This is a genomic window from Shimia sp. W99 (assembly GCF_053851455.3).
Genome location: NZ_JBSQBU020000001.1, coordinates 3244260 through 3266613 on the forward strand (window position 1 = coordinate 3244260; position 22354 = coordinate 3266613).

At 58.9% G+C, this 22354-nt stretch carries 21 protein-coding genes and 1 tRNA gene; 9 read left to right on the forward strand and 13 right to left on the reverse strand.

The window, feature by feature from the left end; translation table 11 throughout:
- Positions 1 to 9: 9 nt before the first annotated feature.
- From xdhA to bhcA, 5 genes are all read right to left on the reverse strand, one after another.
- Positions 10 to 1473, reverse strand: coding sequence for a xanthine dehydrogenase small subunit (gene xdhA / locus ACS3QZ_RS15775; RefSeq protein ID WP_456038698.1), 1464 nt, complete (start codon positions 1471 to 1473; stop codon positions 10 to 12).
- 237 nt (positions 1474 to 1710) lie between these two features.
- Positions 1711 to 2676 (reverse strand): iminosuccinate reductase BhcD, encoded by a 966-nt coding sequence (gene bhcD, locus ACS3QZ_RS15780; protein WP_456038699.1) that lies wholly within the window; start codon positions 2674 to 2676, stop codon positions 1711 to 1713.
- Positions 2677 to 2784: 108 nt separating this feature from the next.
- On the reverse strand, positions 2785 to 3948 hold the full coding sequence (gene bhcC, locus ACS3QZ_RS15785; RefSeq protein WP_456038700.1) for a 3-hydroxy-D-aspartate aldolase BhcC: 1164 nt from the start codon (positions 3946 to 3948) through the stop codon (positions 2785 to 2787).
- A 72-nt stretch (positions 3949 to 4020) separates the two neighbouring features.
- Positions 4021 to 4992 (reverse strand): beta-hydroxyaspartate dehydratase BhcB, encoded by a 972-nt coding sequence (gene bhcB, locus ACS3QZ_RS15790; RefSeq protein ID WP_456038701.1) that lies wholly within the window; start codon positions 4990 to 4992, stop codon positions 4021 to 4023.
- Positions 4992 to 6182, reverse strand: a complete 1191-nt coding sequence (gene bhcA / locus ACS3QZ_RS15795) for an L-aspartate--glyoxylate aminotransferase BhcA (protein WP_456038702.1) — start codon at positions 6180 to 6182, stop codon at positions 4992 to 4994. The genes bhcB and bhcA overlap by 1 nt, the downstream gene beginning before the upstream one ends.
- 169 nt (positions 6183 to 6351) lie before the next feature.
- On the opposite strand from bhcA, the gene bhcR reads away from it, so the two are divergent.
- Positions 6352 to 7197: an HTH-type transcriptional regulator BhcR gene (gene bhcR / locus ACS3QZ_RS15800; RefSeq protein ID WP_456038703.1), complete on the forward strand. Its 846-nt coding sequence runs from the start codon at positions 6352 to 6354 to the stop codon at positions 7195 to 7197.
- On the opposite strand, the gene ACS3QZ_RS15805 is transcribed toward bhcR, so the two are convergent.
- On the reverse strand, positions 7189 to 8022 hold the full coding sequence (locus tag ACS3QZ_RS15805; RefSeq protein WP_456038704.1) for a bifunctional allantoicase/(S)-ureidoglycine aminohydrolase: 834 nt from the start codon (positions 8020 to 8022) through the stop codon (positions 7189 to 7191). The two genes, bhcR and ACS3QZ_RS15805, sit on opposite strands and share 9 nt — an antisense overlap.
- A gap of 414 nt (positions 8023 to 8436) precedes the next feature.
- Here ACS3QZ_RS15805 and ACS3QZ_RS15810 point away from each other — a divergent pair, with 414 nt between their 5' ends.
- Positions 8437 to 8625, forward strand: coding sequence for a hypothetical protein (locus ACS3QZ_RS15810; protein ID WP_456038705.1), 189 nt, complete (start codon positions 8437 to 8439; stop codon positions 8623 to 8625).
- Positions 8626 to 8914: 289 nt separating this feature from the next.
- Here ACS3QZ_RS15810 and ACS3QZ_RS15815 read toward each other — a convergent pair whose 3' ends face one another.
- Positions 8915 to 10240 carry a tetratricopeptide repeat protein gene (locus tag ACS3QZ_RS15815; protein WP_456038706.1) on the reverse strand — a complete coding sequence of 442 codons (1326 nt, stop codon included), beginning with the start codon at positions 10238 to 10240 and terminating at the stop codon, positions 8915 to 8917.
- Between the two features lie 131 nt (positions 10241 to 10371).
- On the opposite strand from ACS3QZ_RS15815, the gene ACS3QZ_RS15820 reads away from it, so the two are divergent.
- Complete coding sequence (locus tag ACS3QZ_RS15820; protein ID WP_456038707.1) at positions 10372 to 10722, forward strand: hypothetical protein; 351 nt, start codon at positions 10372 to 10374, stop codon at positions 10720 to 10722.
- Positions 10719 to 12428, forward strand: coding sequence for a sulfatase-like hydrolase/transferase (locus ACS3QZ_RS15825; protein WP_456038708.1), 1710 nt, complete (start codon positions 10719 to 10721; stop codon positions 12426 to 12428). The genes ACS3QZ_RS15820 and ACS3QZ_RS15825 overlap by 4 nt, the downstream gene beginning before the upstream one ends.
- 98 nt (positions 12429 to 12526) lie before the next feature.
- On the opposite strand, the gene ACS3QZ_RS15830 is transcribed toward ACS3QZ_RS15825, so the two are convergent.
- From ACS3QZ_RS15830 to ACS3QZ_RS15845, 4 genes are all read right to left on the reverse strand, one after another.
- Positions 12527 to 13189, reverse strand: coding sequence for a TetR/AcrR family transcriptional regulator (locus ACS3QZ_RS15830; protein ID WP_093093414.1), 663 nt, complete (start codon positions 13187 to 13189; stop codon positions 12527 to 12529).
- Between the two features lie 79 nt (positions 13190 to 13268).
- Positions 13269 to 14528: a TRAP transporter large permease gene (locus ACS3QZ_RS15835; protein WP_456038709.1), complete on the reverse strand. Its 1260-nt coding sequence runs from the start codon at positions 14526 to 14528 to the stop codon at positions 13269 to 13271.
- Between the two features lie 4 nt (positions 14529 to 14532).
- A complete protein-coding gene (locus ACS3QZ_RS15840) occupies positions 14533 to 15024 on the reverse strand; it encodes a TRAP transporter small permease (RefSeq protein ID WP_456038710.1) in 492 nt (163 codons plus the stop codon).
- A 7-nt stretch (positions 15025 to 15031) separates the two neighbouring features.
- On the reverse strand, positions 15032 to 16015 hold the full coding sequence (locus ACS3QZ_RS15845) for a TRAP transporter substrate-binding protein (RefSeq protein ID WP_456038711.1): 984 nt from the start codon (positions 16013 to 16015) through the stop codon (positions 15032 to 15034).
- Between the two features lie 50 nt (positions 16016 to 16065).
- Between ACS3QZ_RS15845 and ACS3QZ_RS15850 the strand changes: the two genes are divergently transcribed.
- From ACS3QZ_RS15850 to ACS3QZ_RS15870, 5 genes are read left to right on the forward strand one after another with little or no spacing between them, the layout of a single operon-like run.
- Positions 16066 to 16998 (forward strand): nuclear transport factor 2 family protein, encoded by a 933-nt coding sequence (locus ACS3QZ_RS15850; protein WP_456038712.1) that lies wholly within the window; start codon positions 16066 to 16068, stop codon positions 16996 to 16998.
- 19 nt (positions 16999 to 17017) lie between these two features.
- The gene (locus tag ACS3QZ_RS15855; protein ID WP_093093424.1) at positions 17018 to 17254 is read left to right on the forward strand and encodes a hypothetical protein; all 237 of its coding nucleotides are present in this window, start codon (positions 17018 to 17020) and stop codon (positions 17252 to 17254) included.
- Positions 17251 to 18591, forward strand: coding sequence for a hypothetical protein (locus ACS3QZ_RS15860; protein WP_456038713.1), 1341 nt, complete (start codon positions 17251 to 17253; stop codon positions 18589 to 18591). The genes ACS3QZ_RS15855 and ACS3QZ_RS15860 overlap by 4 nt, the downstream gene beginning before the upstream one ends.
- Before the next feature lies 1 nt (position 18592).
- Entirely contained in the window at positions 18593 to 20008 is a 1416-nt protein-coding gene (locus ACS3QZ_RS15865; protein ID WP_456038714.1) for an aldehyde dehydrogenase family protein, read from the forward strand.
- 12 nt (positions 20009 to 20020) lie between these two features.
- The gene (locus tag ACS3QZ_RS15870) at positions 20021 to 20767 is read left to right on the forward strand and encodes a TSUP family transporter (RefSeq protein WP_456038715.1); all 747 of its coding nucleotides are present in this window, start codon (positions 20021 to 20023) and stop codon (positions 20765 to 20767) included.
- A gap of 473 nt (positions 20768 to 21240) precedes the next feature.
- Here the strand turns inward: ACS3QZ_RS15870 and ACS3QZ_RS15875 are convergent.
- Both ACS3QZ_RS15875 and ACS3QZ_RS15880 read right to left on the reverse strand, forming a co-directional pair.
- A tRNA-Pro gene (locus ACS3QZ_RS15875) sits at positions 21241 to 21317 on the reverse strand.
- 58 nt (positions 21318 to 21375) lie between these two features.
- Positions 21376 to 22320, reverse strand: coding sequence for a DMT family transporter (locus tag ACS3QZ_RS15880; RefSeq protein WP_456038716.1), 945 nt, complete (start codon positions 22318 to 22320; stop codon positions 21376 to 21378).
- Between the last annotated feature and the right edge of the window lie 34 nt (positions 22321 to 22354).

The window sequence follows — 22354 nt, forward strand, 5'->3', positions numbered from 1 at the left end:
CCCTACTCCTCACGCGATGGCCAGGCGCACGGGGGCATCCTGGGCGGTGTCATGTTCAAGATGGAAACGCCGCAGCAAGTTGCCCGCCACCAGCAGCCGGTATTCGGCAGAGGCCCGCCAGTCTGAAAGCGGGGTGAAATCCTGCCCCAGCGCCTTGGCGGCGGCGTCGAACGCGTCTGCAGTCCAGCTTTGCCCGACCAACGCGGTCTCGGCAGACACGGCGCGTTTGGGCGTCGCGGCCATGCCACCAAAAGCAATCCGGGCCTCGGTGATCGTGCCGCTTTCCAGAACAACACTGATCCCCACGGCAACCGAAGAAATATCCTCGTCCCGCCGCTTGGAAATCTTGTAGGCGGCGTCGATCTGCCCCGGCTTGGCGCGCGGAATGCGGATGCTGGCGACGAAATCTCCGGCTTCGCGATCCTGCTTGCCGTAGTCGATGAAAAACGCTTCGAGCGGCAGGGTGCGGGTGCTCTCCGCCTTTTGCAACGTCACTTCGGCGCCAAGCGAGATCAGAACCGGTGGCGTGTCCCCGATCGGCGATCCATTGGCGACATTGCCCCCGATCGTGCCCATGTTGCGCACCTGCCAGCCGGCAATGCGATCCCAATACTCCCCAAGATGCGGGAATGCCTCGCGAATGGCGGCTTCGCTCTCGCTATAGGTCACGCCCGCACCGATGGTCAGCGCGTCGTCGTCAAGCGTGATGTCTTTCAGCTCTTCCAGGTGGTTGATGAACACGACCGGAGAAATCGGCCGCATGAATTTCGTCACCCAAAGGCCCACATCGGTCGATCCGGCAACGATGGTCGCCTGGGGATTTTTCGCCAGTACCTCGGCCAGATCGGCCACGTCACGCGGCAGAATGGCCCGGTCATCTTCCGGTCCTGTCTCGATCCGCCCTTCGGGCTGCAACGCGGCAAGCCGTGCGGCCACATCCGCGCGTTCGCGGTTCAGGTAATCATGCGACGGGCTGCCATACTGGTTCACGGCCAACGCGGCCTGTACAATCGGCTCATACCCGGTGCACCGGCACAGGTTGCCCTGCAGCGCGGTTTCCACCTCTTGCGCGCTGGGCGTCTCGTTTTCCATCCACAGCGCATAGAGCGACATCACGAAGCCCGGCGTGCAGAATCCGCACTGGCTGCCGTGATGCTCGACCATGGCTTCCTGCACCGGGTGCAACCGGCCATCGGGGCCGGACAGGTGTTCAATCGTGACAATGTGACAACCATTCAGCGACGCAAGGAAGCGGATGCAGGCATTGATGGTCTCATAATGCAGCATACCATTGCGCAGCCGCCCGACCAGCACCGTGCAGGCACCGCAATCGCCTTCGGCACAGCCTTCCTTGGAGCCCGTCAGGCGCTGCTCGATACGTAGATAATCAAGCAGTGTCAGGGTTGCCTTCGCATCGGCAACCGTAGTTTCCTTGCCGTTCAGCAGAAACCGAATTTCTTTTTGATGTGCCATTGGAACTCCCGTGTCGCCCCGGATTCTGGGGGATATCAGACAGTGTAGCGCGTGTGACTGCCACGAAAAATCAGTGGTATCACGAAATACTTTCAACACTGCATTGAAAAAGACTTCAGGGCCATGGCCTCGGCAGGGCTGCCCGGAAAAGCGCCACACCGGAGCACACCGCGCAAAAAAACGCCCCGCGCATTGGCGGGGCGTTTCGTTGGATAGACCTAAAAAATCATCCGAGCGTCAGAAATCCACCTCGATCGCCACGCCTTTTTCCACGGCAAGATCGACCACCGAAGCCGCCACCGCGAGGTCCTGCAAACCCACACCAGTGCCGTCAAAGAGCGTGATCTGTTCATCTGAACTGCGGCCCGGATGGGTGCCGTTGATCACAGCGCCAAGCTCGACCACATCCTCGGCCCGGATCAGCCCTTCGGCAACCGCGTGCTGGGCCTCTCCGATGGAAATCGACTGCGCGACCTCGTCGGTGAACACCGTTGCCCTGGCCAAGAGCTGCGCCTCAACCTCTTGTTTTCCCTTGGTATCCGTCCCCATACAGGCGATATGCGTGCCTTCTGAGACGTGATCGGCCAAAAGCGACGGGGCAAAGGCTGAGGTGATCGACACGATCACGTCCGCCTCCCGCATGCGTTCCAGTTCAACCGCTTCAAACGGCACGCCCGCCTCTTCTGCGACCTTGGCAATATTGGGCAGCATCTCGGGGTGATAGTTCCAGCCGATGACCTTTTCAAAGCCCCGCTGTTCCAAGGCGGCACGCAGTTGGAAGGTCGCCTGATGGCCCGCGCCGATCATGCCCAGCACCTTGGCGTCGTCCCGCGCCAGATGCTTGATCGACACCGAAGACGCCGCCGCCGTGCGCAGCGCGGTGAGCAGGTTGCCCCCGACCATCGCCCGCACCATGCCCGTGTCAGGATCAAACAGGAACACCGTCGACTGGTGATTGATCAGCCCGCGCTTTTCAAGGTTGTTGGGCCAATAGCCCCCGGCCTTGAGACCAAGCGTCAGGCCCGCGCGGTCAAACCCGCCCTTGAAGCCGTAAAGCGCGTCTTCATGGCCGATTGCTTCGCGCACGACCGGAAAATTATAGGCATCCTTGGATGCCATGGCGGCAAAAACCTGTTCCACGGCCTCAAAGGCCGCGGCGCGCGTCATCAGGTCCGCGATATCGCGTTCGGGTACGATCAGCATGGGAAATCTCCAAATCTAGTCAGGTCCGCCCATGTGCTCAGCAGGATGAGAAACTGGCGCATGGGCGGTCTCCGGGCGGGGACGCCGCCCGGAAGGGTCATTCTTGGATCAATAGGCGCGGCCGCGCGCCGAGACGGGCCAGACGGTTTCCACCTTGCCATTCCGCACGCCGACATACCAATCATGGACGTTCGCGGTTGGGTCACAGTGGCCGGGCACGAGTCGCAGCTTGTCGTTGACCTTGAGCACGCCATTGGGGTCCATGACCACGCCATGTTCGTCCGAGCATTTGATGTATTCGATATCATCCCGGCCAAAGACGACCGGAAGACCCGAGTCGACCGACTGCGCCTTAAGGCCCGCATCCACGATGGCTTTGTCCGCCTTGGCGTGCGACATGACCGAGGTCAGGATGAAAAACGCGTTTTCCCATTCGCCCTGGTCGATGCGGTTGCCGTCCTTGTCCAGAATGCGCCCATAGTCGGCGTCCATGAAGGCATACGATCCACATTGCAGCTCGTTATAAACGCCCGAGTTGGACTCAAAGTAATACGACCCGGTGCCACCGCCCGAAACCAGCTCACAGGTGATCCCCTCGGTCTTGAGCCCATCCACGGCGTCCTGCACCATGGCAATCGCCACGTCGAGCTTTTCCTTGCGCTCTTCATAGCTGTCCAGATGCTGCATCGCGCCCTGATAGGCCTGAATGCCCGAGAATTTCAGATTGTCCGCTGCCTCGACGGCCTTTGCAATCGCGGCAACTTCGGGCGTGGTGGTGACGCCGCAGCGCCCTGCGCCGCAATCGATCTCGATGAACACCTCAATTTCGGTTCCATGTTTGGCCGCTGCCGCCGAAAGCTCGGCCACATTGTCGATATCATCCACGCAGACAATCGTGCGGCTGCCAAACTTGGGCAGGCGGGCCAGCCGGTCGATCTTGGCAGGGTCGCGCACCTGGTTCGAGACAAGGATGTCCTTGATTCCGCCGCGGGCAAAAACCTCGGCTTCAGAAACTTTCTGACAGCACACCCCAACGGCCCCGCCAAGCTCTTCCTGAAGTTTGGCGACGTCGACCGACTTGTGCATCTTGCCATGCACACGGTGGCGCATGCCGTGCGCCTTGGCATAGTCGCCCATCTTCTTGATGTTGCGCTCCAGCGCGTCCAAATCTAGCACCAGCGCCGGTGTCTGGATGTCGGCCTCGTTCATGCCGGGCTTGGCCGGGATGTCATAGCCCACTTCAAAAAGGTCCAGGTTTGTCATGTCTCTCATCTTTCGATCTTTCGGTACGGGGCGGTGCGTACAAGCACATACCCTACAGTTTCGTTGGTTGGGTGCGTGATCTCACACACCATTGGTCCACGGCAGTCGATCCAGATCGACGTTGCCGCCAGTGATGATCAGCCCCACGCGTTTGCCCCTGAACGCGTCCGGGTTCTTGAGAACGGTCGCCATGGGCACCGCGCTTGACGGCTCCATGACGATGCGCAGATGTTTCCAGATCAGCTTCATCGCATCGATGATCTCTTGTTCCGACGCGGTGTAAATCTCGCTCACGTGGTTCGACACGAAATGCCATGTCAGGTCCTTGAGCGGCACCAACAGCCCGTCCGCGATGGTCTTGGGCGCATCATCGGCAATGATGTGCCCCGCCTTGAAGCTGCGATAGGCGTCATCGGCCTGTTCCGGCTCGGCGGCGATCACCTGCGTCTCAGGCGCCAGCGTCGCCAGCGTCAGGCAGGTGCCCGAGATCATGCCCCCCCCGCCAATCGGCGCGACCACCATGTCGAGCCCATCGGTTTGTTCCATGAACTCGCGCGAACAGGTGCCCTGACCGGCGATGACGCGCGGATCGTTATAGGGGTGCACGAAATCACCGCCCGATTCCGCCTGAACCCGTGCAAAGGTTTCTTCGCGCGACGAGGTGGACGGCTCACATTCCGTGATCTGCCCGCCATAGCGACGGACCGTGTCCTTCTTGGCCTGCGGGGCCGTGCGCGGCATCACCACGTTACAGGGGATGCCGCGCTTCATGGCGGCATAGCTCAGACAGGACGCATGATTGCCCGAGGAATGCGTGGCCACGCCCCTGGCGGCTTGTGCATCATCCAGGCCGAACACGGCGTTCGAGGCACCGCGAACCTTGAACGCGCCAGGTTCCTGGAAGTTCTCGCACTTGAAGAACAGCTCGGCGCCGGTCAGTTCATTGAGGTAATCCGAGGTCCGCACCGGGGTGCGCCGGATATACGGTTTGATGCGCTCATGCGCGTCCAGCATGTCCTGATAGGTTGGAATATACATCGCGGTATCCTTCATCACGCGGCATCTTTCTGGGCTTCGATCCCGTGTCCACGGTAATACTCCTGCGCGGCAGCAACCCCCGAACCCAGCCGGATATCCAGCCCCAGATCGACCATGCACATCTCGGCCGTTGCAATCCCCGAAAGCGCCATGACATCGGTCAGACTTCCCAGATGGCCAATGCGGAACACCTTGCCCGCCACTTCGCCAAGCCCCACGCCAAAGGCGACGCCGTATTTGCTGGCGGCATGGGTGACGATGTCGGTCGCGTTGAACCCGTCAGGTGTGCGGATGGCGCTGACCGTGTCGGAATAGACCGACGGATTGGCCGCGCACAGCTCCAGCCCCCAAGCGCCTACAGCGGCTCGCACGCCTTCGGCGATGCGGTGATGGCGGGCAAATACGTTCTCCAACCCTTCGTTCAGCAGCATCGCGCAGGCTTCGTTCAGCCCGTTCAACAAGCCAACGGCGGGTGTGTAGGGATAGGCATTGTTAGCATAGCCTGCGGCCATGTCGTTGATGTCAAAAAAGGTGCGGGGCAGGGTGGCGGACTTGGTGGCCGTGATCGCCTTGGGGCTAAAGCCAACGATGGCCAGCCCGGCGGTCAGCATGAACCCCTTTTGCGATCCGGTCACGGCAACGTCCACGCCCCATTCGTCCATGCGAAAATCCATCGACGCAATCGAGGACACGCCGTCCACGAACAACAGGGCGGGGTGCCCCGCCGCGTCCAGCGCGCGGCGCACAGCAGCAATGTCCGACTTCACGCCTGTGGCGGTCTCGTTATGCGTGGCCAGAACCACCTTGATCTTATGGGCGGTGTCGGCGGTCAGAATTTCTTCGTAGCGGTCCGACGGAAGCCCTTCGCCCCACGGGGTTTCCACAACCTGAACATCAAGCCCGTGTCGCTGGCACATGTCGATCCAGCGATGGCTGAACATGCCGTTGCGTGCCGCCAGAACCTTGTCCCCCGCCGAAAGACAGTTGGTCAGCGCGGTTTCCCAGCCACCCGTGCCGGTCGAGGGGAAGATGAACACTTCCGCCGTCTCGCTCTTGAGGATCTTGCGTACCCCCGCGCGGGCCGGGTGCAGGATCTGGCCAAACAGCGGCGACCGATGGTCGATGGTGGGCATGTCACAGGCCTTGCGCAGGCTCTCGGGGATATTGGTCGGGCCGGGAATAAAGACCGGGTTCTGAAAGCTCATGGAAAGTCTCCTTGCATCGTTGCCCTGACCATAGACACACTGCCCTGCTGGTGAAATTTTTTTGAAATAATTTTTCAAAAGTGGAGGAGAGAGAAAAAGTCAAGCCTTGTCAGCGGCTTGAATTTTTCATATTATGAAAAATGCTTTCATTTAGATGGAGAGACATTTTATGGATTCTCAGGAAAATGGTCCCAACGAGGGCCGCCGGGCCCGTGGTCGCCCGCGCGACTGGCATGACAAGACCGAACAGAACACCATCAAATCGCTGGATCGCGCAATGGCGGTGCTGGAGTATCTGAGCCGGTCAAAAGGCCTCCCGCTGACCCGCATTGCCGAGGATATGGGCCAGTCTCCGGCTACCGTATACCGCGTTCTCGTCACGCTCGAAGGGCGCGGCCTTGTGGAATTCGACGGGGATGAGCAGGTCTGGAATATCGGCCCCGGCGCTTTCGTGATTGGCGCCCGTTTCCTACGCCGCACCAGCCTTGTCGACCGTGCCCGCCCGATCATGCGCAAGCTGATGGAAGACACCGGCGAAACCGCCAACCTCGGGGTCGAAAAGGAAGGCAGCGTTCTGTTCCTGAGCCAGGTGGAAACCCATGAAACCATCCGCGCCTTTTTCCCGCCCGGCACGCTCTCTGACATGCACTCGTCCGGAATCGGCAAGGCGCTCATGGCGCATATGGAGGCGGATCGCCTGCAAAGGGTTCTTGCCAAAAGCTCGTTGCAAGCCTTCACCGATTACACCATCACGGACCGTGACGCGCTCATGCAAGACCTCGCTCAAATCCGCGCCCGAGGGTTTTCCATCGACAACGAGGAACGCACCGCAGGTATGCGGTGCATCGCGGCGCCGGTTTTTGACATGAACGGAGAGGCCGTGGCCGGAATTTCGGTCTCGGGGCCCACCAGCCGGGTCAGCCCGGAGGAGATTGCGCGCCTGGGCGCCCCGGTCACCGAAGCAGCCAAGGCGCTGACGCAGGCGATCGGGGGCGTGGCGCCCGATTTATCGTGAGAGTCGCGGGCGCAGCGACATGTGCCGGTTGACGTCCTTGTAAAGCAGGTAGCGGAACTTGCCTGGTCCACCGGCATAACAGGCCTGCGGGCAAAACGCGCGCAGCCACATGTAATCCCCGGCCTCGACCTCAACCCAGTCATTGTTCAACCGATAGGCCGCCTTGCCTTCAAGCACGTAAAGCCCGTGCTCCATCACATGGGTTTCCAGAAACGGAATCACGGCGCCCGGTTCAAACGTGACGATGGTCACATGCATGTCATGGCGCAGGTCTGCCGGGTCGACAAAGCGCGTCGTCGCCCACTTGCCCTCGGTGCCCGGCATCACGTTGGGCGCGATATCCTGCTCATTGAGCACAAGCACATCCGGTGTGTCCAACCCGTCAACCGCTTCATAAGCCTTGCGAATCCAATGGAACCGCAGCGTCTCATCGCCACGGTTGCGCAGGGTCCACCCCGACGCAGGGGGCAGATAGGCATAGCCGCCCGGCGTCATCTCGAAGGTCTTTCCGCCTACAGATAGCGTGGCCGTGCCTTCAACCACAAACAGTACTCCTTCGGCCTCGGGATCGGTTTCGGGCCGATCCGAGCCACCACCGGGCTGCACTTCCATGATGTATTGCGAAAACGTCTCGGCAAATCCGGTCATGGGCCGTGCAATTACCCAGAGCCGCGTATCGTCCCAGAATGGCAGAAAACTCGTCACGATGTCGCGCATCGTGCCCTTGGGAATGACGGCATAGGCTTCGGTGAAAATCGCACGATCCGTCAGCAGTTGTTCCTGGCCGGGGTGCCCCCCGTGCGGTGCATAATAGGTGGTGCTCATGGACGCTCCTGAAGGCCGACTTGAATATTCGCCCAACTATGCGTCCTGCCAACCCGAGCTGCCAGCCACAAAGATGCGACAACTCTTTTCCGGACTATTTGAAAATTGGGCGCATCTGTCTCGAAATTCGGAATAAATCGAGGGTACCTTCCAAGTCGAGTGGTATCATTGTCGAAGTCGACTTTCTAGGTGTGACGAAGACGGCAAAAGAACGCAGGGGGGGTATGTTCCGGAAGACGGGAGGCGCTTCTTGGGCGTTAGGGTGCCACCAGTTAAAAACGGACTGAGGACATACCGCGCGCGAAATTTTGGAAATGTCGCTGGGGACGACCAAGTAGTCCCATTCACTCCAATAGCTTGGAGCGTCGAACCGGCCAAAACACTCCCGATGACACGGCACGGAAATCTTCCCCCGTGTCGAATATCATCCCCGAGCCGGCGAGGGCGGTCAAATTCGTTCTGAAGTGCATCGCAGCACCTGATGTCTATGAGGTCGATGAAATCGCTTATGAAATTTCACTCGATTATGCCGATCAACTCGCTCTCCAAATCTTGGAAGAAGCCTGCGCAACGCGCGAAGCGTGGGATAACCCCGCTCCGTGATCAGATGCACCGCGTGCCGCTTGAACTCGTCACTGTAATTGCTTGTCCCCATATCGGCCTCCTTGTTTCAAGGTTAGGGGGCAAGGCGTCCACAAATTTAGGGGCACCTTAGACCATCTCCGCACAGCCGGAAAACCGCGCAAGGTCGAAATCACAGCGGCCGCTTAATAGCTTGTCAACTTCGCGAATGGGCTGTGTCGGAACTGGTGGAATTGGGCATCTCGGATTCCGTGACAGATACAATTTCCGGAGCACAAAAAAGGGTTGGACGACACAAATTCTGGACAAGTTACGGATCCTTTGGCCAACCTGCCGCCATTAACTGGACGAGTACAGCATCCACGTGTTCGTGACTCGCATAGAACTTGTTCAATGCGACCTCTGGCTGAAACATAGGCCAGGTGCGTGACAACTCCGCGAGAAGTTTCTGAGCCTCGCCAGTCTGTGCATTTGCCTGGTATGATGCAGCCTTGTAGAGCAGCGTCAGTTCACTTACGGGGGCGCCAGACGCAATCGCGGAATCGAAGGAAGAAACAGCAGTCTCGTAATCACCAAGGTGAAAACTGGCGACCCCATGAATATTCAGGTTTGCCTTGTGCGAACCCGCATCTCTGCGCGGCGCGTCAGGCGCTGAAATCTTTTGCGCTTCCGCAAAGCTCCCTGTCAGCAAAAGAATGAGAGCATGGAAGTTCAAAACCCTGCCATCCATATCGCTCAGCAGATAGGCCCGGTCAGCGAGCGTTTTTGCGTTTTCAAAATCCCCACTGGCAAAGGCCAGCCAGGCTTGGGACGAAATGCCCCAGCCGTTGGTGGGGTCAAGATCGACGGCAGTGCCGGACATGAGCGACGCCGCCTTAAGCATTTCCTGACGTTGCGCGAGATCCGGTGCCAAAATGGCCAGAGTGGACAAGCTGTGAGCTGCTCCCGCATACCCACCTGCATACGCAGGATCGATGCGAATGGCCTCTTCAAACAACTTGAGAGCTGCGGTTTGAAGTTCGGCATCCGCGATCGGGAACAGCATTTCGCTGGCTTTTGCTGTCATGTTCGAGGCCTGCAACGTCGCCATGGATTTCTCTGCCAGCGCCTTGCGTTCCTGCTCCGCGCGCTCCTGCACGTTGTTTTCCGCGCTGTCCGGGCTCGGGGGAAAATCGATACTTCTCCCAATCGACCAGACGAGCAGAGCCACAGCGAACAGCGATATTGCCGCTATCGGAATTCGAAATTGCGCGAGGCGCGATTTGGTGAGCTTCTGTGTTTCTGTGCCTACTTCACGAAACTCGAACCTGGGAACATAGCCGCCGCTATCGATGTGGATCACGACGGCGTCATCACTGCCATGCGTGGCATAGTAATCTGACAGGGCGCGGCGCAACCGGCGCGCGTCGACCCGCACGATATTATCGCTGCCATCGGCGGGCTGGCGCCCGTAAACGTCTTGGGCGATGATCTTCCCGACGATCTCTTCAGGGTGGCCCCGCAGGCTTTGTTCGACCACGTAAGTCAGAAAACCCTGCAGGCGGGCAGAGCCGGACAACTGCGGACTTTGCAGAACGTCCTCCAGCGCAATTCGAATGGATTTTTCGTTTTCCGGCCTCATGAATTGAATCTGCACCCCTACTCAGTCATGCGCTAAGAAAAATAAACCAAAACAAATGCCTAAGAGAATTTCTCCGGTGCGTTTCACGTCATCTTTCACCGTATAACCCTTGTTCCGACCTTTCAACCGCAAGGAGGATTGGTGACATGGGCTCTAATGACGAAAACCCAGCCGCCTACTCCGCTCAGGCAGAAGAATGCCTGCCAAAAGCGCGCGACTCGATCAAAAGGTTGCGTGCAACGGACGCCATCTTTGCAGAGATCTGCGACGATTACGAGTTGCTCGTGCGGGATCTGCACAGCCTGTCGCAGTGTGATGGTGCCTCGGAAGAGGATTTGCAGAAGGCACGCGAGCTTTTGCTGGAGAGTTTGAGTGGCCTCACAGACGAAATCCGCGCCGCGCTCCAGAAAGCTTCGTGCAGGACCGGAGAGCCCTGCCCGTTCGACAGTACCAATTCGAGTCCATATCAATCTTCACAATCGGGAGAAGACACATGAAACTGAAATCAGGCATGGCATCATGCAGTGCGTTGGCACTTGTGATGCTGTCGCTGACCGGCGCACATGCCGAAAGCGGCAAGATCATTCATGATGCCGAACACTATGTTCTCGAAGCACAGCATGGCGAACGCTGGGCCGCCGAGGACGCGTCACTTCAGGAGAAATTGGACGCGCTGGAGGCCAAGTTCGGCACCAAGCCTAATATCATCCACATCATGTGGGATGACACTGCGGTGGGCGAGGTCGGCATTCCGGAAATTCAGGCGGTGCGCGGGTTCGAGACGCCACACATGAATCAGATGGCGGATGAAGGCATCAACTTCATGCGCATGTACACGGAACCCGCCTGTACGCCTACGCGCGCGGCGTTTCAGACCGGCCGGTACGCTGTACGAAGCGGCATGCACACCGTTTCCTTCCCGGTTGAGTATTCCGGCATGGATGCCGAGGAAGTGACCATCGCAGAAGTGCTGTCGAATGTTGGCTACAAGACGGCCTTCTATGGCAAGTGGCACCTCGGCGACACAGAGTTCTCCTATGCCCACAACCAAGGCTACGACGAGGCGTTCTTCACCCCCTACAACCAGGTGCCTTCGATGTGGATCCCGCAGGCCGAGGCAGGGAACATCATTACCGGCATGTATCCCGATCTCTATGCCGAGGACAAATACGACATGGACAATTCCTGGCAGCCGCTGGGACAGGTTTGGACATTGGAAGGCACCAAGGGTGGCGAAACGTTCGAATGGGGCCCGCCGCCGAATATTGAAAACTACTGGGACATCGAGATTGAATCCCAGCGACGGACACTGGCCTTTATCGACAAGAGCGTAGAAGAGAAGAAACCGTTTTTTATCGCCTACCACCCGATTGCCACGGCCTTTTTCCCGGATCCACGCAACCCTCAGAAAGTGTCCGCAAACAAGAACATCCTCCAGGAGGCCCTGGTCAAGATGGACGTGTTTGTCGGAGAACTTTTCGATTATCTGGAAGGCAAGGGCATTGCCGAGAACACGCTGGTTATCGTGATGGCGGACAATGGCCCCTTCATTCACTACGGTCCCCGAGGCATGGTCGAGACCCTGTACACCGGCGGCAAGGGTGACTTTACCGAAGGTGGCGTGCGCGTTCCTGCGATTGCCAAGTGGAAGGGCGTGATCGAACCCGATCAGATCGTGGGCGACATCCTGCATGTCAGCGACCTTTTCACCACGTTTGCCCGCCTCGGTGGCGCGATGGACCAGATCCCCACCGACCGTGTGATCGACGGTGTCGACCAGACATCGCTGTTCCTGAACGGAGACGGCTTCAGCCGCCGGGACTATGTGATGATCTACCAGGGGCCGAACCTGGCTGCAGGCGTCAAAGGGCGGTTCAAGCGTGACTGGAAAAATGCGACTCCCGGTCTTTCCAAGAACGAGTTCTATGATCTCTACACAGACCCGCGCGAAAAGAACGGGGAGATGATCGAGATGTTCCACGTCAAATCGATGTTCAACCGCCAGCGTGCGCGGCACGAGATGTGGATGCAGGAATACCCGAACCGTCCGGATGCAACCCCTGGGCCGGCATTGACGGGCATTTCAAACGAACGCCCCGAAACCCGCAAGCTCTACACGTCGCCGGTCGAGACCGAAAAGCTGCCGTTCACACCGCAGCAGATCGGCAACTACCCGCTGCCTTTCGCCGGTAGCGATATGTAAGGCAGGCGGGCACTGGAGCCTACGGGTTCCAGTGCCCGCCTTCTTGCCAAGGCAATTCTCAAATCACTCGTCTGAAGGATGGAATGTGAGCGACTGCTTCAATACAAGTCGGTCAAGCGCATGTATCGATGTGTCGCCTCTTTTAGCGCAGCCCTGAGCGAATGGTCTCGTGTCGAGAAAACGTGGTAGTCGTTGACAAGGTCATTCTGAAGCGCGCCGACGATGAGCTGAAAACAAAAGCTTAGTCTTTCCTTGGTCTCTTCCGGGGAGAAGGCAGGAAACAGTGTCGCACAGGCGCGGCGATAATTGCGCATGATCTCGCGTGCGCTGTCGCGCATCGGGGCCCACGGGTCATCGGGTTCGAGAATGCGCAGCAAGGATTCGCGAAGCACACCACGGACCGGTCCGGTGAAGAGATCGGCCATCAGGTCGACCAAGGCATCGAGCGCTTCGCCGGGTTCCATTTCGTAGAGTTTATCCACGTTGACGCGAGCATGGATTTCCGAGTTGCAGAGCTGGATTGCAGTTGCACGCAAGGCGCGAAAGTAGGCTTCCTTGTCCTCGAAGCGGGTGTAGAAGCTGCCGACGGACTGGCCGCACTCTTCCGCAAGATCCGAGATCTTGAGGTCGTTAAACCTATTGCTGTTCAACAGCTTTATGCCCGCCTCGATATAGGCATCGCGGATTCGGCGGCTACGCGCCTGTTTGGCCGGGAGAACGCCGGGGATGTCATCATCCATCAGTAACGCGCCGATATCCATGCCATTCCCTGTAGTTGAGGCCGCTCCCTCCTTGATTTAAGCGTGTCGCGCCGCCCTGTCAAAGCGACGCGAAGGTTCGTTATCGCACAAAGAACAGTGCTGTCTGGGGCACAAAGGTAACGACCATAAGCACCGCAAGGATGAGCGCGATGAATGGCAATACCGCGCGGCAGATCTCGATGAAGCTTTCTCGGAAGGCAGTCATCGCCACGATAAGGTTCAGCCCAAGAGGTGGCGTCAGGAAACCAATCTCGAGGTTGATCACCATGATGACGCCGAAATGCACCGGGTTGATACCATAGGCCACAGCCGGCACCATCAGGAGGGGACCCAAGATCAGGATTGCCGAAATCACGTCGAACAGGCAGCCCACGATCAACAAGAGCACGTTGACGGCTAGCAGGAAGGCGATTTTGTTGTCGGTGATCGACGTGATCCACATCGCCAGTTGGTCGGGGATTTCTTCGATTGTCAGGATGGTTTTGAGACTCAGCGCGACGGCTACGATCGGGAACAGCATCCCCAGCAGTTTCGCTGTGTCCACGCAGGTATGGTAAAAGTCGATTGGCTTCAGCTCGCGGTGAATGAAGATCTCGACAAAGAGGGCATAGACCAGTGCCACCGCCGCCGCCTCGGTGGCCGAGAAATAGCCTGAATAGATCCCGCCCAGCAGGATTACCGGCAACAGCGCTGACCAGCCGCCGCGCCGCAGGGCGGTGGCAAACTCGCGCAGGTCGAACGGCTCGGACGGCATCTTGCGGTTGACCCAGTAGGAATACCCCGCCAGCACTCCAGCGATCATCAGCCCGGGAATGATCCCGGCGAGGAACAGGTCAGCGATGCTTTGTTCGTTCACGATGCCGTATAGGATGAGGGGGATGGACGGCGGAATGATGATGCCCAGTGTGCCACCCGAAGTCAGCGCGCCGAGCGAGAAGCGCTTGGAATAGCCGTTTTCGAGGAGCGCTGGATAAAGGATCGTGCCCACTGCCAGCAATGTGACCGGCGAGGAACCGGAAATGGCGGCGAAAATGGCGCAACTCAGGATCGTGGCCACGGCGAGGCCCCCGGGAATGGGGCGCGTAACGCTGATTGCCAGGTCGATCAGGCGGCGCGCAATGGATCCGCGGGTCATGATCGAACCCGCCAGAAGGAACATCGGGATCGCCAGCAAAAGTGCGTTGTCGAGGCTGATCCAGATATCTTCGGCGAGGTATTCGAGGTGTCCGTCGCCCCAGACAAGGTGCACATAGGCAGCCGAAGCAAGCAGGATGACGATGATGTTCTGTCTGAACGCCAAAAGCGTCAGAACCATCGCGAGAAGAAGAACAGCATACATGAGATCAACCTGTCAGGATGTCGGAGTGAGGTTTGAGCGTGGGGCTTAACGCAAAGATCAGGTGCTTGAGGCCCGCAGAGACAAATGCGTAGGGGATGACCAGCTGTAGTGGCCAGAGCAGAAAATACAGCACGGGGGCCTTGTCTCCGCTTTCCATCGAAATCTGAACGAACGTCCATGACACATACGCGCCGGCAAAAAAGAAGCTGGCTGACAGCATATCGCCGAAACGTGCAACTGCTGCGCCGTGCCGACCTGCCAGTCCGTCCAAAAATTCGGGACGCAGGTGCGAATTGTCCGACGTGGCCAGCGTTAGCCCAAGAAACCCGGCCACGATCGCGCCATAGACGGCGAGTTGCTGAAGGCCAAGGAATGCCGAAGAGAAGACTTCGCGCCCAATCACATCCACCATCAGGAGAGTGGCAACGAGGGCATAGGCCACCGTCGCCACAATGGATTCGGTTAGCGTCAGTCCTTTGAGAACGGACTTTAACATCTCGGCCTCACGAACAGGATGCTTTGGCCGCAAGGATCGCATCCCACTTGGCCTTGGCATCATCACCCAGCTCGTTCAGGATGGCCTCTTGCGCTGCAGGGGCCAGAGCCTTCCACGCCTTGAGCTCGTCGTCATTGAGTTCAATGACGGTTGCCCCTTCGGACGCCGCCTTGCCCAGCAACGCGCCTTCGGCACCCCGAATGGCGGCGCGCAATTCAAGGAAGGTAGGCGCAGCTTCGTTGATCCAGGCCTTCTCCTGGTCCGACAGTTCGTTCCACGTTCTTTGCGAGATGATCACGGCGCCAACCTGGTGCTGGTGGCGGGTTACGGTAATTTGCGGTGCGACCTTGTCATATCCGGTGGCAACTCCGAACACTGAAAGTTGTGTCGCGGCGCTGACCTGTCCGGTCTTGAGTGCGGGCACGGCTTCGCTGGGCGCCAGGGGCACCGGTGTGCCTCCGGCAGTCTGGATGAACAGGGTATCCGTTGCAGAAGGTGCGGTGCGGATCTTGACGCCAGAGAGGTCAGCTGGTGTTCGGATCGCCTCTTTCGAGAAGATGACCTGATAGCCTACCTCCATCCAGCTCAGCGCGTGCACCTTGGCGGCGTCAAATTCGGCGGCATAGGTGTCGAGCAGGTGATTGTCCGCTACGCAATCAAACTGTTCGGCGGTGTCAAAGGCGTAAGGAGACGCCAACAGGCCGAATTCCGGCACCAGAAGCGACACGGCGGTGTTTGACATGACGCCCATGTCGATCCGACCCCGCGCGATCTGTTTTACGACGTCCTGTTCGCCGCCCAGCTTCGAGCCGAGATAGGGCTTGGCTGTCAGCTCTCCTCCAGAGACCTCGGCGAGCTTGTCGACAAATTTCATGGTGATCTTGCCCCAGGGTGAGTTCGGGGGCGGGGCAGCGCTGAGCCGAAGTTCCTTGGCTTCGGCGGCAATGCCGCCTGCAACGACCAGTGCAGCGGCAATAGCTATGAGTTTCATGACGAGTTCCTCCCTGTCATCTCGCGTTTGCTAAGAACTGAGCACAGGCTATGTGGGAATGGATGATTCTGTCAAATAAAATGAATTTAAATTCACTTAATCATGACAAAATCTATTTAAAACAAATAATAAGGAGCAGATCGAACGGCATAAAAAATGAATCGGAATTCATTTTAGTTGACGAACCACCTTACTCGTTGCTAGGTTTTCCAAAATTGAGTGTTGCCGAGTCGCCAACCAATCGGCGGCATTTTGGGAGAGAATCAGGGGGCTATGCGCTGATGTCAGAGACAGGATCGAGACCGGGTTCGCGCAAGCCGGCCAAGGGTAAAACGACCACTTCGCGCAGGACTCGTGCGGGCGAAACGCCCACGGGTTTGCGCGTGTTGAACAATGAGTGTGATCAGAGCACCGATGCCATTGCGTCCATTCCAGCCCCAATGCCACCACGCGCGGTGCCTTCTCAGGTCGTCGACAACCCGGCACCGCAGGCGGAAGAAGAGATTCGTGCCGCGCGCAGTGCGTCAAACGCCCCGAGGCTGGCCAATGGCTTCAAGGTTGTCGAGAACCGCGCCTACCAGCGCAAACAGAAGATCGCGCGCGCACCGCTCACGGTTCCCGCCGATGACGAGATGGGCCACAAGAAGCTCTTCACCAAGTTCGAAGAGGCGTTCACGACGCGCGATATCGCGGCATTGCGAGAATGCCTGTCCCCGGCCTTCACGTGGAAACTGCCAAACGGGCAGGTGGTCTATGGCCGTGATGCCGCTCTGGATGAAATGGAGCGCCGCTTTGCCATGCCCAATGGACCAAGGTTTTCGGCTTCGGTGTGGCGCTTCCGCGGCAACACGGTGCTGCAAACCTACGACGTGGAATATTTCGGCCCCGATGGCGTCTGGCGCCAGTCGCAGGGCTTTGACCTCTACGAGATCGGCGGCGGGCTGATCGTTCTCAAGGACGCATATTGGAAAATGATCCCCTGAGCGGGGATGGGAGGATGACATGAAGATTGATTCAGCAGCGGGCGAATTTTCGTTCGACCTTGAAAAGCTGGACCTGCTTGAAGACGGCATCGTGCTGACCGGGAAGATGGGCGTCTGGGAGGCAGAGACCACCATGACCGACGCCGACCTGCGCAGGATCGTGGGAATGGTGCTGCGTAAGCCGGGTGCATGGGGCTATCTGGTTCGCCTGCTTTTGGGTGTCCGCCGCGAAGTCGCGAAGGAGGCCCGGCAATGAGCACTCGCAAACCCGAAGGCCTGCCACCACAGGCGCAGGCGGCATGGGACTACCCACTGTTCGATGCAATCATGGGGCGCCGTTCGCGCCGGTTCGGCCTTGGCATGGAGATGGCTTCCGGCCCGTTCCAACACAAATCCGAATACGACCCGTATCCCCTCAGCGACTTGGAAACGGCGATGCTGGTGGGCGCAGCCACGGCCACAACAGGGCCGATCCTGGCCGAAACCAATCTGCCCGGCGCCATGGTGAAAACCATTGGCAAGCCATACCCCTCTGCGATGGGATCGCACCGCTCGCGGCTGTTCTTTACCAATGACGATGGTGTGTTCGTGGTAAAGGCGGATCAGGCCAAAATGGGCAAGATGCGCGAATACGAAAACGCCGATGATCGCGACAAGCTCTTGGGGTTCTATGACGAGTTCGTCGAGAAGATCGACGATGGGCGCATGGACCTGCCGCCTTCGGAACCTGGTATCTGGCCGCACAATCAATGGGTCACGAATATGCCGGGCACGACGATCTTCATGCCGGTGATCGACGTGACCAAGGATATCATCAAGCTGATGATCAACCTGTGTGACGGCAAGGCCGGGCGTTATGCGCAGAACACGGGCGGATATTACATCGTCGATGACCGCAACGGCATGCGACCGTGCGGCAACCAGAAATGGGTCGACAACGGCCTGCTGAACAAGCGCAAGGTGATGACGCTCAGCCGTTTGGAAAAGCTGCTGTCGGATGGGATGCTGGCCGAAGGCGCCTTCATGGGGCAGCTTATGGCGCTGACGCTTCAGGCAACAGGCTTGGGCGGCTGGGTCTATGGCGGGTTCTCATCGACCGTGGTTCTGGGCGGCACACCCGCCTGCCGCGGCCTTGGTTTCCGCTTCATCCAGTCCAAGTCGGACCCATTCCCGATCCCGGTCGGGCGCGACGGTGTTTTCGAGGCCTATTGCCCACCCTATTATGCCAACATGTCTGATGCGGTGGACGCAGCACTTGAGGGTGCGCTTCAGACCATGGACGAGTGGGAGGCCAAGGGCATGGTCAAACCCCACACCGCCCCGAATGCAGAGTTCGATGCCGCGACCATCCCGGCGAGCCCCGAGGGCATCCAGTGCGTCAAGGACATGTGTCAGTATATCTTTGATACGTATGGAAAATTCCCTGCGACGGTGGACCCGATCCAGATGACTCTGTTCATCCAGGCGCACCACTTGGACCTCGACTTCTACGACAAGCATATGAAGCCGGGATCCTATCTCGATACTCACAAGAATCATTTCCGCGATTGGCACGGCAACGACGGCCCCAAGAAGCGCAGCAAGGAGACCTGATATGGACCCGTTCCGCCTGATTATCGACGGCAAGAAAGTGCCGACCAAGCAGTGTTTCGAGGTGATCAACCCGGGCACCGAGAAGGTCGCCGGGCTGGCCCCGCTGGCAACCAAGGAACAGCTCGAAGACGCCGTGCGCGCGGCCCGTGTTGCCCAGAAAAGCTGGGAAAAACAAACCGAACGCAAACGCCAGACCGCCTGCCGTCGCATCGCCGAGCGCATCGAGGCCCATGCCGAGGAACTGGCTCAGCTTTTGACCGCTGAACAGGGCAAGCCTCTGGGCGGCCTTGGGTCGCGCTGGGAAATCGGTGGGGCGATTGCGTGGACGCAATACACTGCCAGCCTGTCGATGCCGCCCAAGGTTTTGCAAGACAACAACGAGGGCCGGGTCGAACTGTTCCGTAAGCCGATTGGCGTGGTGGGATCGATCCTGCCGTGGAACTTCCCCGTCATGATCGCCATATGGCACATCGTTCCGGCCGTGCTGGCAGGCAACGCGGTGGTGTGCAAGCCGTCGCCCTACACGCCGCTGACCACACTGCGGCTGGTCGAGTTGATGAACGAGGTTCTGCCGCGTGGCGTGGTGAACTGCGTTACCGGCGACGATGACTTGGGTCCGATGATGACGAGCCATCCCGACATCGGCAAGATTGTCTTCACCGGCTCCTGCGCCACCGGCAAGAAGATCTACGCCAGCGCTGCCGACACCATGAAACGGATGACGCTGGAACTGGGCGGTAACGATGCCGGGATCGTGCTGCCGGATGTCGACCCGAAACAGATCGCCGAGGGCCTGTTCTGGGGCGCTTTCATCAATGGTGGTCAGACCTGCGCCGCGCTCAAACGGTTGTATGTGCACGACGATGTCTATGAAGACGTCTGCGAGGAATTGGTCAAATTCGCGCGCAAGATGCCCATGGGGATCGGCACGGACGAAGCCGCGATGCTCGGCCCGGTGCAGAACCTGCGGCAATACGAGATCGTCAGCGATCTTGTGGCAGACGCACGCGGCAAGGGCCGGGTATTGCTGGGTGGTGACGCTCCGGTGCGAAACGGCAAGAAGACGGGCTATTTCTTTCCGCTGACCATCATCGCCGATCTCGACAATGGCGACCGGTTGGTGGACGAAGAACAGTTTGGTCCGGCCCTGCCGATCATCCGCTACCGCGATATCGACGAGGTGATCGAAAAGGCCAACGACAACCCCAATGGGCTGGGCGGATCGGTCTGGAGTCGCGACATCACCGCAGCGCGGCAAGTGGCCAGCCGGATGGAATGCGGATCGGTCTGGATCAACAAGCACGGTGCGATCCAGCCAAACGCGCCTTTTGGCGGGGTCAAACAATCTGGAGTAGGTGTAGAGTTCGGGCAGGAAGGGCTGGAAGAATACACTGACATCCAGGTCGTGTTTTCATGACCCGCTCTTGAAATGCTGAGCTTTCTTGACCCTGGCACCGTGCCGCTTTTGTTGGTTGGCGCGGTGTTTTTCGCATCGCTCTTGCAGGCCGTGACGGGCATCGGCTTTGGCGTCATTGCCGGGCCGGTCCTGCTTGTCACCATGGCCAGCGCCGGGGCTATACAGGTCTCAATTGTTCTGAGCTTCCTGATCGCGCTAATGCTAACACCGATCACTGTGCCGTACGTGAACTGGCGACTGTTGCGCCCTCTCTTCGCCGGGGTCTGCATCGGGACGCCGCTGGGGGCGTTGGCCTACCTCAACCTGTCGCTGGAGCACCTGAAGCTTTTCGCGGCGGTTGTTGTTGGAGTGATGACTTTGATTGCTGCGGGAGTCTTGGCCCGGTTCCCCTTTTTTCAGACCGACACGCGGGCGCGGCGCGGTGCGATTGGCGTTGTCTGCGGCATTCTCAACTCAGCGCTCGCCATGCCCGGGCCGCCGGTTGCAGCCTATGTGACAGCCATCAAGAGCGACCCCATCGTTGTGCGGTCCACGACACTGGTGACGTTCTTACTGTCATACCCCATCGCACTTGGATTTCAGGCAATGTTCGTCGGCATTTCTGATACGCTTTTGCCAACCGCGTCTGCTTTGGTATTGCCGACAATTGCCGGAACAGTATTCGGGGTATTCTTGTCGCGAAAACTAAAAGCGCAGCATCTGATGTGGCTCACCGTCCTATTTTTGATGACAAGCACGCTCATGTTGATCTTTGGGTAGCGCCAAGGCTCGTTGCCCGACTGTTCGCCCACACGGGCCCGCATTTACAGTTCTTGCCGTCTCGGCGCAAAGCTCGAGGTGCGAACTGACGCACGCGGTTCTGGTTGCAATTCCCGGGCGAAGTGAGCAACGGTGGCGACTCCATCCAGTACGAAAACTCGGAGATCGAAGATACGATCATAGTCCTTCCGCATGTGCCCCGCCAAAATGCAGAGGATATCCTGTGCCGTTTGGATGATGCAGGTAATGGGTTCCGCACTAAGATGTCAGATGAGATGAAAGCGAAACGCGATCAGTTTCTGCGACACATCGAAGATCTCACGGATGCCTGAAGTCCGGCGATCTCGTTGCCTCGCCCAACTGATGTTCAGGCTTCATCGGTTCGGAGGCATTGGACACAGAGATTTTGGGGCCGACCTCTTAAACTTGCTTCGCAAGAACCAACAAAGGCGCCCGAGGGCGCCTTGTTTTATTGGTCGGAGTGAGAGGATTCGAACCTCCGACCCCTGCCTCCCGAAGACAGTGCTCTACCAGGCTGAGCTACACTCCGACCGTGACGCGCGGGATAGTCGGTTCGTGGGGCTTTGGCAAGCCCATATCGCGCGAATTTATTCGTCTCCGGGGCGCCGCAGTATTTGCGAGACCCGGAAGCTGCCCGGTGACAATCCGCGGGTGCGGGTGCGCAGGACCGGAGTCTGTCTCGATGTGCCCCCCGTTGCCTCGCGCAGGATGATGAACAACCCGCTGGCCACGATGAGTGCCACCCCCGCGAGCGTTACACTGTCCGGGAGCTCGCCAAACAGGAGAGCCCCAAAAATGATCGCCCAGATGATCTGGGAATACTGCATCGGTGCGACCATGGCGGCCTCGCCCAGCGTATAGGCCTGCACCAACAGAAGGGTCGCCGTGAATCCGAACAGCGCCACGAAAGCCATCGCGCCAAGGTCCGGCAGGCTGACCGGTTGATAGACAAAGGCCATCCCGGTCCCCATCACCACGACGCTTGCCAGCAACGGGAACAGCATCAGTACCACCCGCCGCTCATCCCGCCCGATCTTGCGCACGATCACCGATTGCAATGCACCCCCCGCGGCTGTCACAAAGGCCGCCGCATGACCCCAGCTCACGCCGTTTACACCGGGGCGCACAACGATCAGCACCCCCACCAGCCCGACCAGAACGGCTGACAACCGCCACACCCCGACCCGTTCCCCCAGAATCGGGATAGACAGGATCGTGATGAGCAATGGAGTAGAGAAGATCACCGCGTAAACCTGTGCCAGAGGCAGCATGGTAAAGGCGAAGAAAGCCGCGGTCGGGGCCGCGACCAAACAGACCGAACGCAGCGCCACCCACCATGGATGCACCGGGCGCAGGTTGCCTGGGCTTGGGTCGCGCACCATCATCACCGTGATCAGGGGAAAGCTGAACAGGCTGGCAAAGAACACGATCTGAAGCGGTGAATAGATCGCGCCCAGGTATTTCACCACCACGTCATGCGTGGAAAACAGCGCATACGCCAGCAGCGCCAGTATCGTGGCCTTGAGGTTCATCGGGCGGCTCCGGGTCGGTCATTGCACCTGTTCG